At 46.8% G+C, this 12,645-nt stretch carries 14 protein-coding genes and 1 pseudogene; 10 read left to right on the top strand and 5 right to left on the bottom strand.

The genetic code is table 11. From position 1 onward, the window contains the following. From RH89_RS05635 to RH89_RS29860, 9 genes are all read left to right on the top strand, one after another. On the top strand, positions 1–624 hold a 624-nt coding region (locus tag RH89_RS05635), incomplete at its 5' end, for a substrate-binding domain-containing protein (RefSeq protein WP_004400145.1). 2 nt (positions 625–626) lie between these two features. Continuing rightward, the gene (locus tag RH89_RS05630) at positions 627–1,643 is read left to right on the top strand and encodes an ABC transporter permease (protein ID WP_022589334.1); all 1,017 of its coding nucleotides are present in this window, start codon (positions 627–629) and stop codon (positions 1,641–1,643) included. 9 nt (positions 1,644–1,652) lie between these two features. Beyond that, positions 1,653–2,390 (top strand): ATP-binding cassette domain-containing protein, encoded by a 738-nt coding sequence (locus RH89_RS05625; protein WP_004400143.1) that lies wholly within the window; start codon positions 1,653–1,655, stop codon positions 2,388–2,390. Between the two features lie 12 nt (positions 2,391–2,402). After that, positions 2,403–3,641: an enolase C-terminal domain-like protein gene (locus RH89_RS05620; protein ID WP_004400142.1), complete on the top strand. Its 1,239-nt coding sequence runs from the start codon at positions 2,403–2,405 to the stop codon at positions 3,639–3,641. Positions 3,642–3,650: 9 nt separating this feature from the next. Next, on the top strand, positions 3,651–4,580 hold the full coding sequence (locus tag RH89_RS05615) for an SMP-30/gluconolactonase/LRE family protein (protein ID WP_004400141.1): 930 nt from the start codon (positions 3,651–3,653) through the stop codon (positions 4,578–4,580). A 16-nt stretch (positions 4,581–4,596) separates the two neighbouring features. Further along, on the top strand, positions 4,597–5,736 hold the full coding sequence (locus tag RH89_RS05610; RefSeq protein ID WP_004400140.1) for a fumarylacetoacetate hydrolase family protein: 1,140 nt from the start codon (positions 4,597–4,599) through the stop codon (positions 5,734–5,736). Positions 5,737–5,742: 6 nt separating this feature from the next. Then, the gene (locus RH89_RS05605; RefSeq protein WP_004400139.1) at positions 5,743–7,266 is read left to right on the top strand and encodes an aldehyde dehydrogenase (NADP(+)); all 1,524 of its coding nucleotides are present in this window, start codon (positions 5,743–5,745) and stop codon (positions 7,264–7,266) included. Between the two features lie 186 nt (positions 7,267–7,452). Then, positions 7,453–7,659 carry a hypothetical protein gene (locus RH89_RS05600; RefSeq protein WP_022614355.1) on the top strand — a complete coding sequence of 69 codons (207 nt, stop codon included), beginning with the start codon at positions 7,453–7,455 and terminating at the stop codon, positions 7,657–7,659. Beyond that, on the top strand, positions 7,625–7,801 hold the full coding sequence (locus tag RH89_RS29860) for a hypothetical protein (protein ID WP_004400136.1): 177 nt from the start codon (positions 7,625–7,627) through the stop codon (positions 7,799–7,801). The genes RH89_RS05600 and RH89_RS29860 overlap by 35 nt, the downstream gene beginning before the upstream one ends. Positions 7,802–7,855: 54 nt before the next feature. On the opposite strand, the gene RH89_RS05595 is transcribed toward RH89_RS29860, so the two are convergent. The 5 genes from RH89_RS05595 to RH89_RS05575 form a co-directional block, all read right to left on the bottom strand. After that, positions 7,856–8,698, bottom strand: a complete 843-nt coding sequence (locus tag RH89_RS05595) for an energy-coupling factor transporter transmembrane component T family protein (protein ID WP_004400134.1) — start codon at positions 8,696–8,698, stop codon at positions 7,856–7,858. Continuing rightward, entirely contained in the window at positions 8,695–10,398 is a 1,704-nt protein-coding gene (locus tag RH89_RS05590; RefSeq protein ID WP_004400133.1) for an ABC transporter ATP-binding protein, read from the bottom strand. Before RH89_RS05590 ends, RH89_RS05595 begins: the two co-directional genes overlap by 4 nt. 7 nt (positions 10,399–10,405) lie before the next feature. After that, positions 10,406–10,954 carry an ECF-type riboflavin transporter substrate-binding protein gene (locus RH89_RS05585; protein WP_004400132.1) on the bottom strand — a complete coding sequence of 183 codons (549 nt, stop codon included), beginning with the start codon at positions 10,952–10,954 and terminating at the stop codon, positions 10,406–10,408. 470 nt (positions 10,955–11,424) lie between these two features. Continuing rightward, positions 11,425–11,712 (bottom strand): putative quinol monooxygenase, encoded by a 288-nt coding sequence (locus RH89_RS05580; RefSeq protein WP_004400131.1) that lies wholly within the window; start codon positions 11,710–11,712, stop codon positions 11,425–11,427. A 191-nt stretch (positions 11,713–11,903) separates the two neighbouring features. Next, positions 11,904–12,299 carry a glyoxalase superfamily protein gene (locus tag RH89_RS05575; RefSeq protein ID WP_004400130.1) on the bottom strand — a complete coding sequence of 132 codons (396 nt, stop codon included), beginning with the start codon at positions 12,297–12,299 and terminating at the stop codon, positions 11,904–11,906. Between the two features lie 193 nt (positions 12,300–12,492). Between RH89_RS05575 and RH89_RS05570 the strand changes: the two are divergent. After that, a pseudogene (locus tag RH89_RS05570) lies at positions 12,493–12,645 on the top strand (pyrimidine 5'-nucleotidase); the annotation flags it as partial.

The following is a 12,645-nucleotide window of genomic DNA, read 5'->3' as shown; positions in this document are numbered from 1 at the left end:
GACACTCAGGGTGAACTGGGTAGCGCAAGGCTGGCGTTTGTTGGTCAGGATCTTTTTCAGGCAGGCTACGAAGTCGCAAAAGGGTTAGCAGCGCAATTTGATCGCAGCAAACCCGCACATGTATTGCTTGGTCTCGCCAGACCGGGAGAAAGCTGGGCAGAAGACCGCATTGGTGGTGCGAAAAAGTACCTGAAAGAACTCAATGATCAAAACCCAGACTGGAAAGTGACCTTCGACGTGATCGACTCGGGCAACGACCTGTCGATCACCGGTTCGCGTATCTGCCAGTACGTTCAGGGGCACCCAGAAACCAGTGCGGTGATTGGTGCCGGATTCTGGTTCGCAGGGGCTGGGGAATGTCTGCGCGATCTCGGTAAAAAGCCAGATGAAATACTGATGGGTGGTTTCGACCTTGTGCCAATCCTTATTGATGAAATGAAGAAAGGCTACGTTCACCTAACAGTTGACCAGCAACCTTATTTGCAAGGTTATCTGCCGATTCTGCAGCTCCACCTAATCAACAAATTTGGTTTGAGCGCGTGGGATGTGAATACCGGTAAAGCTCTGATCACCAAGAAAGATGTACCTACGCTTGAGAAGTACATTGATCAGGGAGTTCGCTAAGCATGGAACAAGAATTAAGGGGCGATTCCGCCCCTATTCAAAAGGAATCCAGAATGAACGTGCGAAGACAAGTCAAAGACCTGCTTTCAAGACCTGAAGTCAGTGCCTTTCTTATGCTGCTGATAATGCTGGCGTTGTTCTCTGCCTCGAATCCGTATTTTCTGACGTTGAACAATTTCATGATCATCTTGCAGCCGATCCCGGAAATTACCCTGATAGCGATTGGCGTCACCATATTAATGGTATCGGGTGAGTTCGATTTATCTGTCGGTTCCGTGTTTGCTTTTTCGCCCATGATCATGGTGCTGCTGCTTGCTGCGGGCATTCCCGTTGGGCTGGCTATCGTGGTCGCACTTATCGGCGCAGCAGCCGTTGGGCTTTGTAACTCATTTATCACTCTGAAAATTGGTCTGCCTTCGTTTATCACCACGCTAGGGATGCTGTTTATGATCCGAAGCCTGACGATCGTGATGTCCGGCGGGTTTCCGCCTCCGTTTCCAAGAGACATGGATACGTCATGGCTAGTGGGGCGAATCGACTTACTGAGAGCATCGATTTTCTATCTGGTGGCTTTTGCCATCGTGCTTGCCATGTGGCTGAGAAGAACCGATTTCGGAAGCTGGATTTACGCCACAGGAGGCAACACTCAGGCTGCACACGATATGGGTATCAATACCGCTTTGGTAAAGACAACCGCCTTTGTGCTGTGTTCTGTGCTGGCAGGCTTTGCAGGCATCATTCAGTGTTTTCGTATCAAAGCCATCATTCCAACCATGGGAACCGGATTTGAACTTCACGCTATAGCTGCCGCGGTGATTGGCGGTGCGGCTTTGACTGGCGGTGTCGGTACGGTAATGGGTGCCATCATAGGTGCGCTGCTTATCGCGTTTATTGAAAACATCATCATCATCAACCGAATCGATGCCAACTGGTTCAAGTTTGCGGTCGGCGCAATGATTGTGTTCTCGGTAGCACTCAATACTTATACCCGCCGTGCGGCGGACAAAATGAAAGTGTAGGAGGGAAGCATGAACGAATCTCCATTGCTGGAATGCAGAAATATTTCCAAATCCTACTCAGGTGTTGAAGCGCTGAAAAATGTGAACTTCTCGGCGGCGAGAGGTGAAGTCATTGGGTTGATTGGCGACAACGGCGCAGGCAAATCCACCCTTATCAAAATATTGTCGGGCGTTCACTCACAGAGCAGCGGCGAGATCCTCATGGATAATGAACCTGTCCAGATTCGAAACCCACGGCACGCGATGGGTTTGGGTATTGAAACCATTTACCAATACACCGCCATGGTTCCGGAAATGTCGATTGTGAGGAACATGTTCATCGGGAGGGAAATGCGAAGCAAAGGACCACGAGGTTTTGGCTGGCTAAGTGAAGCCAAAATGGCAGAAGAAGCCGTAAGAGCAATCAAAGATGTGGGGTTGGATCTGGAATACCCGCACCGACCGATAAAAGAGCTGTCTGGCGGGCAACGCCAAGGGGTCGCCATTGCTCGCGCCATCTACTTTCGCTCGCGAATTCTGATTCTCGATGAACCCACAAACCACCTGTCCGTTAAAGAGACAGACAAGGTGCTGGAATACATCGAGATGCTGAAAAATCAGGGCGTAACCTGCATTTTCATTAGCCACAATTTACACCACGTCTATCAGGTATCCGATCGAATTGTGGCAATGGCTCGGGGTGAGAAAACCGCCGATTTAGCCATTGAAGATACGTCTGTCGATCACATGGTTAGGTTGATCAGTTAAAGGGAGAGAAGAATGAAGCACCCAAAGATTACGGATATCAAAGCCACTACAATCACGGTTCCCTTAGAAGCCCCATTGCGACACTCCAATGGTGCCCACTGGGGGCGATTTGTCCGAACTGTGGTTCAGGTCGAAACCGATGTCGGCATCACCGGGTTGGGAGAAATGGGTGGTGGTGGTGAATCGGCAGAAGCCATGATTGAAGGTTTGAAACAATACCTCATCGGGCACGATCCATTTGAACTGGAAGCGTTGCGAATGAAGATCTGTAACCCGACAGCCAGCCTATACAACAACCGGACTCAATACCACGCGGCTATTGAATTTGCCTGTCTGGATATTTGTGGCAAGTTTCTCGGCGTCCCAGTGTGCGACCTTTTGGGGGGCAAAGTCCGGGACGAAGTGGAGTTCGCCAGTTATCTGTTTTTCCGATTCAACAATGACAACGGAGAAGGCGAAGTTCGCACCAAAGAACAGCTTATAGCCCATGCAAAAGCACTTAAGGAACAACACGGCTTTCGCGTTCATAAGCTAAAAAGTGGGGTATTCCCCCCTGAATATGAATTGGAGCTTTTCAGGGCGATGGCGCAATCTCTGCCGGGCGACAAAGTTCGATACGATCCGAATGCCGCGTTCTCGGTCGAAGAAGCCATTTGGTTCGGTCGTAATATCGAAGACTTAAATAACGATTACTACGAAGACCCGACATGGGGATTAAACGGTATGCGCACGGTTCGTAACCGCGTCCAGATCCCTAACGCGACGAATACCGTCATTATCAACTTTGAACAGTTAGCGACAAACGTTCGTGATCCGGCGGTGGATGTTATTTTGCTGGATACCACGTTCTGGGGCGGGGTTCGAAACTGCATTAAAGCGGCGAACGTATGCGAAACCTTCCAGACCAGTGTATCTGTTCATTCTTCTGGAGAACTTGGTATTCAACTGGCAACCATGCTCCATCTGGGAGCGGTTCTTCCGACGTTAACCTACGCGGCTGATGCCCACTACCACCACCTGATGGATGATGTGATTCAGGGCGGAAAATTCGAATACAAAGACGGAAAAATTCAGGTTCCGACCACACCGGGACTAGGTGTAGAACTCGACAAAGACAAGTTAGAGCAGTACTCAGAGCTCTACAAAAAACTGGGTGGCTACCCGTACGACAGAGACCCGTCACGACCTGGCTGGTTTGCGTACACACCCAACACAAACTGGGCTGACCCAGATTTAACCGACCCCAATTAGGAGGTAGGCATGGACAAGTTTAACGCGGTGTCGCCGGAACGGTTTAGCGTAGGAGAAAGCCCGTTGTGGGACGCGAAAAACCAGCGCGTGGTGTTTGTCGATATTATCGGCAAACTCCTTGTCAGCGTGTCACTGGACGGAACATGCGAAACCATCAAAACCGAAGATTTTCCAACGGCTTGTGCTCGGGTTGCTCAGTCAGACAAACACTGGATTGTCGCATTTGCTAACGGGGTTGCACTGCTGGATAAAACCAGCGGAAAGACCACTCCCGTTTGCCAGCCAGACTCCATGGTGGGTAATCGCCTGAACGAAGGAAAATGCGATCCTCAGGGGCGTTTCTGGGTGTCATCAATGCAGACCAACCTGCATGCTGATGGAAGTGGAAAGGCGATGACTCGCGAATCCGGGGCGCTTTTTAGTGTGGATGATTTGGGAAACTCCAGTCAGTGGACGGATTACAACATCGGTTTAACCAACACCATGGCATGGTCGCCAGATCGTTCCACTTTCTACTTTGGCGATTCAATGAACAACGTGATCTGGGCGTTTGATTACGATGAGCAGTCTGGAGAAGTGAGTAACCAAAGCGTGTTTTTTGAAGGATACCCAAACGGTGACCCAGATGGTTCCTGTATCGACGATGAAGGCTATTTGTGGAACTGCCGATTTGGTGGTTCTGAAATCATTCGTATTGCGCCGGATGGCTCTCTAGACAAGGTCGTGAAATTACCTGTTACCAACCCCACAAGCTGCACTTTTGGCGGCGCAGAAGGGAAAACCTTGTTTATTACTTCTGCGCAGTTTTCGTTGTCGGATGAGCAACTGGCTAAAAATCCATTGGAAGGGGCTTTGCTGAGCGCCGAGATGGAGGTAGGGGGAAATGCCGAAAACGCCTACCAAATGAGTGATCAACTGCGTAAACGAATCGGAATATAAGAAAAGGAGCAAAGGAATGACGATGATCCCCAAGGATGATTCTGCGCTGTGGATTGGCAGAGTCTGGTCGAACAGAGAAGGCGGTCCGCGAGTGGTATTGGTTAAACAACATCAAGTGTATGACCTGACACCACAATACCCGACCGTGAGCGATTTATTCGATTCAGACTCATTAGAAACCGTGTTACGAGATTGGGATGACAACCCCATTGGCAGTTGGGAACATCATGTTGCAGAGGGCAATCAGGACTACAAACTGCTTTCACCTTTGGATCTGCAAGCCATCAAAGCGGCTGGCGTTACCTTTGCAGTGAGTATGCTGGAAAGAGTCATCGAGGAAAATGCAGGTGGTGACCCTCAAAAAGCAGAAAGTTTACGTCTGGAACTGAATCAGGCTATCGGCAATGATCTTCGTCAGGTGGAGCCGGGAAGCGATTCAGCTCAGAAGCTAAAAGCGTTCCTTCAGGAAAAAGGGCTATGGAGTCAGTATCTGGAAGTTGGGATAGGTCCGGATGCTGAAATCTTTACCAAAGGGCAGCCCATGTCGAGTGTCGGAGCTGGGGCGTCTGTGGGTGTCTTGTCTACCTCTTACTGGAACAACCCAGAGCCAGAGGTGGTACTGGCGATCAATCATCAGGGGAAAATCGTTGGGGCGACCTTAGGAAACGACGTTAATTTGCGTGACTATGAAGGTCGTAGCGCCTTATTGCTAGGCAAAGCCAAAGACAACAACGCTTCTTGCGCGATAGGACCTCTGATTCGAATTTTTACTGCGCAATTTACGCTCAGTGATATTGAATCTGAGGTGGTGAATCTGGATATCAAAGGGAGAGATGGCTTCTCACTCAGTGAATCGTCAGATATGAAAAACATCAGCCGCACGCCTCAGAAACTGGTCAATCAGCTAATTGGTGACCACCACCAATACCCAGACGGTGTTGCCCTGTTTCTGGGAACCATGTTTGCCCCAATTCAGGACAGGGACGAAGCGGGGAGTGGTTTTACCCATCATGTCGGGGATGTGGTAACCATTCATTCTAAGCATTTGGGCGTCCTTACAAACACCGTTGAACACAGTGAAAAATTGCCTCCGTGGGAATACGGGGTACGTGAACTGTACAAATATCTTTTCGCCAAGAACTTGTTAGGGAGCTGATGCGCTATGGAGAATCTGGGAAAGCTGGTGATAGCTGGACAATGGGTAAAAGGTGAGGGAAATCCAACCCACGCAGTTAACCCTTCAACCAACCAAACATTACCGAATACATTTGATACCGCATCGTCAGAACAGGTGGTAACGGCATGCGAGCAAGCAGAACGTGCGTGGCGCACCTATTCGGAATTTCCTCGCGCAAAAAGAGGTGAGTTTTTGCAAGCCATAGGGAACGAGTTGTTGGCACGCGAAGCCGACATTGTGCATTTTGGCGCTCTGGAAACGGGGCTGCCAGAGCTCAGGTTGAAAGGGGAGTTGCAGCGCACTGTCGGCCAGCTTAACCTCTTCGCCAATGCGCTGATTGATCAAGATGACCCCGTACTACATGATGAAGCTCTACCAGAAAGAGCGCCGCTGCCCAGACCATCTCTGACGTTAGTAAAACGTTCTATCGGGCCTGTTGCTGTATTTGGTGCCAGCAACTTTCCGCTGGCGTTTTCTGTTGCTGGTGGCGATACCGCATCTGCCTTGGCGGCGGGGTGCTCGGTTATTGTGAAAGCGCATTCTTCTCACCCTCATTTATCGTATCTTGGGGCGAGTGCCATTGTTGCTGCAATTGAAAAATCAGGGGTACCAAAAGGTGTGTTCAGTTTGTTGTCTGGGAGTGGTAGCACTATCGGAGGGCAGCTGGTTTCTCATCCTGCAATCAAGGGAGTGGGGTTCACAGGTTCTAAAAAAGGGGGATTAGCACTTACCCGACTTGCCCAGCAACGAAATGTCCCGATTCCTGTGTTTGCTGAAATGAGTTCTATTAATCCGGTTTTCATTACCGAAACGGCGTTAAAAGAATCAGCGGATGATATTGCAGCAGGCCTGACTGGTTCTATCTGCTTAGGGGCGGGTCAGTTCTGTACCAATCCCGGTCTGATTCTGATTGAAAATAACAGCGAGTCTGAAGGATTTCTCAGGACACTGAGCGAGAATGTGGCTGCACAGAATGCTCAAACCATGCTTAACCGTCATATTCGGTTGTCATATCAGCAAGGAGTTGAACGGCTGGAAAACCTGGGAGCGAAAAAGATCGCCGAAGCGAATGCAGCAAAAGGAGAAGGTGAAAATCTTTGTTATCCGGCTTTGTTCAAAATATCAGATGCCGAATTTCTCGCCGATCCAGCAGTCTGGCAGGAAGAGGTTTTTGGTTCGGCGTCGCTGGTTGTGGTGGCTGAAGACATTTCCTCAATCAGACAAATCATCGAAGTGCTTGAAGGGCAACTGACTTTCACATTCTGGCTGAGCGAACAGAGAGAAAGTGAAGAAGTTACTTCGCTGGTTTCATTGGCTCAGCATAAAGCAGGGCGAATTATTTTTAATGGCTTCCCAACCGGAGTCGAAGTTTGCCAGTCTATGGTGCATGGCGGTCCCTTCCCGGCAACGTCCAATACTCAGTACACCTCAGTAGGAAGTACATCGATTGATCGCTGGCTTCGCCCTGTGTGTTTTCAAAACGTACCTGACTGGTTAAGTAGCACATAAAGTTAACAGCTTGAACGTCAACCTTGTTGGCTTAACTTATTAAATCGACTAGAAATCTGGCTATTTAGTCATTCAAAAGTTTATTTTGAGTGTCACCTCTAAACATCAACAGACAGTTGTTTAATGGAGTAGTAAACCCCTGCTATACAATATGTCAGAATACTGACGTCAAATTTTGGAGGTTTTATGTTTAATTTTCTGGTTTGCCTAGCGACTGGCGTGGTGTTTGGTATGTCATGGAGCGCAGCATATTACGGAAATGACATGGTCTTCCAGTCGGTGAGAGTGGAAAACGCCATTCTTGCCAGCCTGACACTCATGATTGTTTGTATTGTTCTGGAAATAAGAAAAGCACTAAATGGCAAAGCGAAGCAAACTGCCAGACCCTATTAAAAACCTGACGTTAGAAGACTTAATTAAGCATAACGGTGGCGATTTATTGGTCGCGTCCCTAAGAGACAGAAAAAAGGATCTGTCTGACGAAGAATTTAAGGAATACATTAAAAAATTTCGTGGTAGTCGAAAACGAAGTTAACCAAGCCCGCTCAATGCGGGCTTTGTTTTATCAGTCGGTAATTTCTGAATACAGCTAAAACGGGTACCAAAACAGGGTTGGGTCGTTGTATCGTTTCACAATCGCGAGTATGGCGATGAGCAGGACTGAAAAAATAACCAACCTATCCGTTTTGGTTAGCGGTCTGGCGCTGTACCAGGTTCGGGTTTTGTGTCTGCCAAAGCCGCGCAAGGTCATGGCATTGGAGATGGTGTCTGCCCGTTCAAGGCTTGCGAAAATCAGTGGTCCCAAAATATGGGCAACGCTGCGAAGCCTCCGAAAAAACGAGACGTTTTTCGACATATCCAGCCCTCTGGCTTGCTGGGCATGCAATATGTTAACAAAATCCCTTTTTACTTCAGGCAGGTAACGCAAGGTTAAACTCACGGCATAAGCGATCTTGTAGGGCACTCCGATGCGGTTGAGACTTGCAGCAAACTCTGTCGGATGAGTTGTAAAAACAAAAACAAGCGCAATGGGGAACATGCTGAAGTATTTAACGGTCACTGTCACAAGGTAGAACAGAGTTTCCTGAGACAAAGAATAACTTCCCCATAAAGGCAAAAGAATGTGCTCGCTGCCTATCAGCTCTGGTCCCTGTTTTGGGGCGAGCAGAAACATAAACAGCGCATTCAAAGAAAGCACAACAATTGCTCCGAAAAGCAGTGGGCGATAAATTCGAAAGGGTACTTTACTCCAGCGCAGTAAGCCCATTCCCAAGAGTACAACAGGGAGCAAGATGCGAAAGTCAAACGTCGTCAGAACCACAGTGACCCAAGAAGCAAACAGTACTAATTTGGTGAGTCCGTTCAGTCGGTGCAAAGGCGACTGAGTATCCACATAGTTGATTCCGAAGTTTATTTTTGAAGCGGGGTTCATAATGCAATCTCGGCTTTCACTTCTTCAGAAATGAACTTTTGCATAAACCCGCTGGCGTCTTCGATACCCACTTTATTTGCCAGTTCATACAGGCTGGTTGGTGCTAGATTGGTTGACTGGAGCAAGTCTGGTTGGCTGAAAACTTCTGTTACTGGCGCATCAGCAATAAGTTTTCCATCGGATATTAGAATGGCGCGTGTTGTGTTCTCCAAAACCAAATGCATGTCGTGAGAAACGATGGCGACAGTGATTCCTAGCTTCCTGTTAAGCTCCCTGATGAACTCAAGCATTGAGGTGTAGTTGCGATAATCCTGACCCGCGGTTGGTTCATCAAGAATCAAAAGTTCTGGCTCAGAGACCAGAATAGAGGCGATGGTGACCCGCTTGCGCTGACCGTAACTCAAGGCTTCAATGGGCCAGTGTCTGAAAGGTTTCAAACCGCACAGCTCTAAAACGTCCAGAACCTTAGACTCGATTTGCGATTCTGATATCCCTTGATTTCTCAGGCTGAACGCCACTTCGTCAAAAATCATATGCTGTGAGACCATATGATTTGGGTTCTGCTGCACCACGCCCACCTTCTTGCTTCGTTCGAATATCGACAGTTCAGCAAGATCCTGATTCTCCCAAATCAGTTGCCCTGAATCGGGTTTTAAGACACCCATAATGAGTTTAATCAGAGTAGATTTTCCGGAACCATTTTTACCGAGAATAGAGACGAATTCTCCGCGTTTAAACTCGAAAGAAACGTTATCGAGAACCTTGTTTTGTCCGTCATAGGAGTACGAGATATTATCTACAGACAGTAAAGTGTCTGCACAAGGTATTGGGTTGGGAGGAGGGGTATCTTTCATCCACTGCCTTAACTGAGGCGCTAAATCATCTAGCGGGAGTTCACTCAGCTGTGACAAATGGTCAATGTGTTCAATGGAGAATTGTGCCTTTTTCAATGCAGACAGGTACAAAGGTTCGCGAATGCCATATTGAGTGAGCAACCCTGATTTGAGTAACTCGTCGGGAGTGGATTGGTGAACAATCTGACCTTTATTCATCAATACCACGCGATCCACATGCTGGTGCAGAACGTCTTCAAGACGGTGTTCTATGATGACAACGGTTTTCTGCGTTTCCTTATGAATTTTGTCGATGATGTCGATGGTCTTTTTACTGGTTACAGGGTCAAGACTGGCAAGAGGTTCATCAAAAAGCAGAATGTCCACTTCATCCACTAAAACACCCGCCAGGGAGACACGTTGCTTTTGCCCGCCAGACAAATCGTGAGGGGAGTGAGCCAACATACTTTCAAGATCGACCATTTTTGCCGTCTGTTCGACGGTCGTCAGCATCTGCTTGTTTGTGACTCTTTGGTTTTCCAGTGCGAAAGCGATGTCCTCGGCGACACTCAATCCGACAAACTGGCTGTCGGTGTCTTGCAATACGGTTCCTACCTGTCCGGTAAACTGATGCAGTTTCATGGTATCGGAGGCAACGCCATTAAAAGTCAGAGAGCCCTGTGTTTCGCCTTTAAACGATGCAGGTATAAGCCCGTTCAGACATTGCCCGAGCGTCGATTTTCCGCTGCCACTAGGGCCAATGATAAGAATTTTTTCGCCCAGATTGATTTGAAGATTGAGATTTTTCAGAGTCGCGTTTGACTGCGACTCATATCGAAAAGAAAAGTCTGAAAACTCAATGGTCATGAGTGAATTACGCCTCAGACAGATTGCGGCTTTGCTTTTTTCTCTTGGCAACGGTTTTCAGGATAAAGAAACCGACAACGGCAATCAGAACCGTATTTGCAGATGCAATGATGGTTAGCTGAGTAAATACCTTGGTGAAAGGTTCTGCGTACAGAATGGTGTCCAGGAATGCTGAGCAGCCGTAACCGAGAACGTTACCAATCAGAGCTAATAAGACAAACAGGGAAAAGTCTTTCGCAGGTAGCTCACCGTTATTCAAACGCTCACGAGTTAATACTGGGAACAGCCCCATGATCAGCCCAACAATTCCAGACCCGAGAACCCAGGTAATCCACACGCCCCAGCCCGCGAATAAGTCAGTGATCCAGTGACCAATAAAACCAACTAAGAAACCAACAACAGGACCAAACATAACAGAAAACAGAGCCAGAACTGCCATTGCAGGTTTTAAAGTGGTATTGGCAAATACAGGAATACCGAACATTGGTAGTCCACCTATTCCATACAATGCGGCCCCAATAGCAATAACAACGACCATCTTCGCTGAGAAGTTCATAACGTTTCCTTGTGATGAATAATATCTTAAGTAGAAAAATATCCGCGCTGTTACATACGGGACACAACACAAGAACCCAGAATGAGATTGCTTAGCAGACAGACAGTAACATATTGATTATATAAAATTTAGTCAACAAATTGATTTGCAATAAAGCTCATATTCGTTAAATAAATCGCATTGATTTTTTGTAAGAGGGTTTTAAGACGACATTTGAAATAAACAGTATGAGTGGCTATTCAAAATATTATTAAAACTCACCCAAAAGGGTTAATTGTCTAATTAAATGCAGAAATTTTGACAATTAAGCTTGCGCTTAAGTAAGGATGTTCTAAATTTTAACTAAGCTCATTAAGAAAGCTTATTTCCAATTGAAAAGAAGTAGAATTTATCCTCGGGGTGGAGGAGAAGCGCCTTTGGCAGAGCTTGACTGTCAAAGGCGTTTTTTTATTTGGTCACTGCTCTAAATCTTATTCAACAGGAGAAAGAGTAACGATCTTAATTTCTTCTGCAAGCAGGTCACCCACGTTTTCAATAAGGTTCAAAAAGTGTGGAGTGGCTTGATGCTCTTCAAATGCTTTTTGGTCAATAAAGCTTTCATTAAAAATAAAATGACCTTCCTGACCATTATCTTCAAACAATTCGTAACGAACACAGCCAGGCTCAGCACGAGTGGGTTCAATCATTGCGCGAAGCATAGACTTCAGTTGTTCTTCCTGACCAGATTTAGCCGTAAAGCAAGCAAGTAAGTGAATCATAAGATTTCCTTTGGTAGAAAATAGAGAAAAAAGTGGCGGTTTAATTTTCCTCAGTGTCTGAGGGTTGTTGGAGGACGCCGAGGGGGTCTGAAAATTAAACTGCCAATGACAAGGATGAGAGATGAGCCCAACTTGAGGGAGTCAGGCACTCTATTCGCACTTTAGATTAAACATAAGTGTCATTATTATAATTATTCGAATCGACCGTCTCGCTCGATAAACTCAATCTTGTAGCCGTCTGGGTCTTGCAAGAAAAAGAACTTAGCGAGGCGTTCGTTATTATGGAAGAACTCTTTTACCGGGGTTGGTTCAAGACCTGCTTCAGATGCCATTTTATGGCTTTCATCGGCGTTGTCCACAGATACAGCCAGATGACCGTAACCAGTTCCATGAGTATAAGGTTCTTTTTGATCGTGGTTGTACGTTAGTTCAAGCTCGAAAGCGGTTTCTTTGTTTCTTAGATAAATCAGAGAAAAACCGTCAAAGTCGTAGCGGTCTGCGACAGATAAGCCTAGTGCTTTATCGTAGAATTCCAAAGACTTATCCAAATCAAACACACGAACCATGGAATGAATTGCTTTGGTCATGTATTACTCCTGATTGTTGTTAGGCGCATATTATTCATGGGTTTTTAGGTAAGTAGGTGGTATTGGAATACTACATTTCAAAAATATTGAATATTTCTGCCTGAATGACGCGGGTAAAGTGACATAATAACGACCATACCCGAGGGTTTTAATCTAAACCGTATGTTGTGGGTATATTTTGAAGGAGAACTCTATGAAGTACAGTTGGATATTATTTGATGCGGATGAAACCTTATTCAGTTTCGACGCTTTTAAAGGTCTGCAAACGATGTTTTCTCGTTTAGATGTGAATTTTACTCAGGCAGACTTTGAAGAATACCAACTTGTAAATAAGCCTCTTTGGGTG

Origin of the sequence: Vibrio nigripulchritudo ATCC 27043 (genome assembly GCF_000222685.1) — a bacterium.
GTDB lineage: Bacteria > Pseudomonadota > Gammaproteobacteria > Enterobacterales > Vibrionaceae > Vibrio > Vibrio nigripulchritudo.
This window is presented reverse-complemented; position numbering and strand designations above follow the sequence as displayed.

Bases quoted from the DNA above. Each gene is read 5' to 3' on its own strand.
- RH89_RS05600 (WP_022614355.1), top strand. From the start codon at position 7,453: ATGTTTAATTTTCTGGTTTGCCTAGCGACTGGCGTGGTGTTTGGTATG.
- RH89_RS05610 (WP_004400140.1), top strand. From the start codon at position 4,597: ATGACGATGATCCCCAAGGATGATTCTGCGCTGTGGATTGGCAGAGTC.
- RH89_RS05585 (WP_004400132.1), bottom strand. From the start codon at position 10,954: ATGAACTTCTCAGCGAAGATGGTCGTTGTTATTGCTATTGGGGCCGCA.
- RH89_RS05580 (WP_004400131.1), bottom strand. From the start codon at position 11,712: ATGATTCACTTACTTGCTTGCTTTACGGCTAAATCTGGTCAGGAAGAA.
- RH89_RS29860 (WP_004400136.1), top strand. From the start codon at position 7,625: ATGGCAAAGCGAAGCAAACTGCCAGACCCTATTAAAAACCTGACGTTA.
- RH89_RS05595 (WP_004400134.1), bottom strand. From the start codon at position 8,698: ATGAACCCCGCTTCAAAAATAAACTTCGGAATCAACTATGTGGATACT.
- RH89_RS05605 (WP_004400139.1), top strand. From the start codon at position 5,743: ATGGAGAATCTGGGAAAGCTGGTGATAGCTGGACAATGGGTAAAAGGT.
- RH89_RS05615 (WP_004400141.1), top strand. From the start codon at position 3,651: ATGGACAAGTTTAACGCGGTGTCGCCGGAACGGTTTAGCGTAGGAGAA.
- RH89_RS05620 (WP_004400142.1), top strand. From the start codon at position 2,403: ATGAAGCACCCAAAGATTACGGATATCAAAGCCACTACAATCACGGTT.
- RH89_RS05630 (WP_022589334.1), top strand. From the start codon at position 627: ATGGAACAAGAATTAAGGGGCGATTCCGCCCCTATTCAAAAGGAATCC.
- RH89_RS05575 (WP_004400130.1), bottom strand. From the start codon at position 12,299: ATGACCAAAGCAATTCATTCCATGGTTCGTGTGTTTGATTTGGATAAG.
- RH89_RS05625 (WP_004400143.1), top strand. From the start codon at position 1,653: ATGAACGAATCTCCATTGCTGGAATGCAGAAATATTTCCAAATCCTAC.
- RH89_RS05590 (WP_004400133.1), bottom strand. From the start codon at position 10,398: ATGACCATTGAGTTTTCAGACTTTTCTTTTCGATATGAGTCGCAGTCA.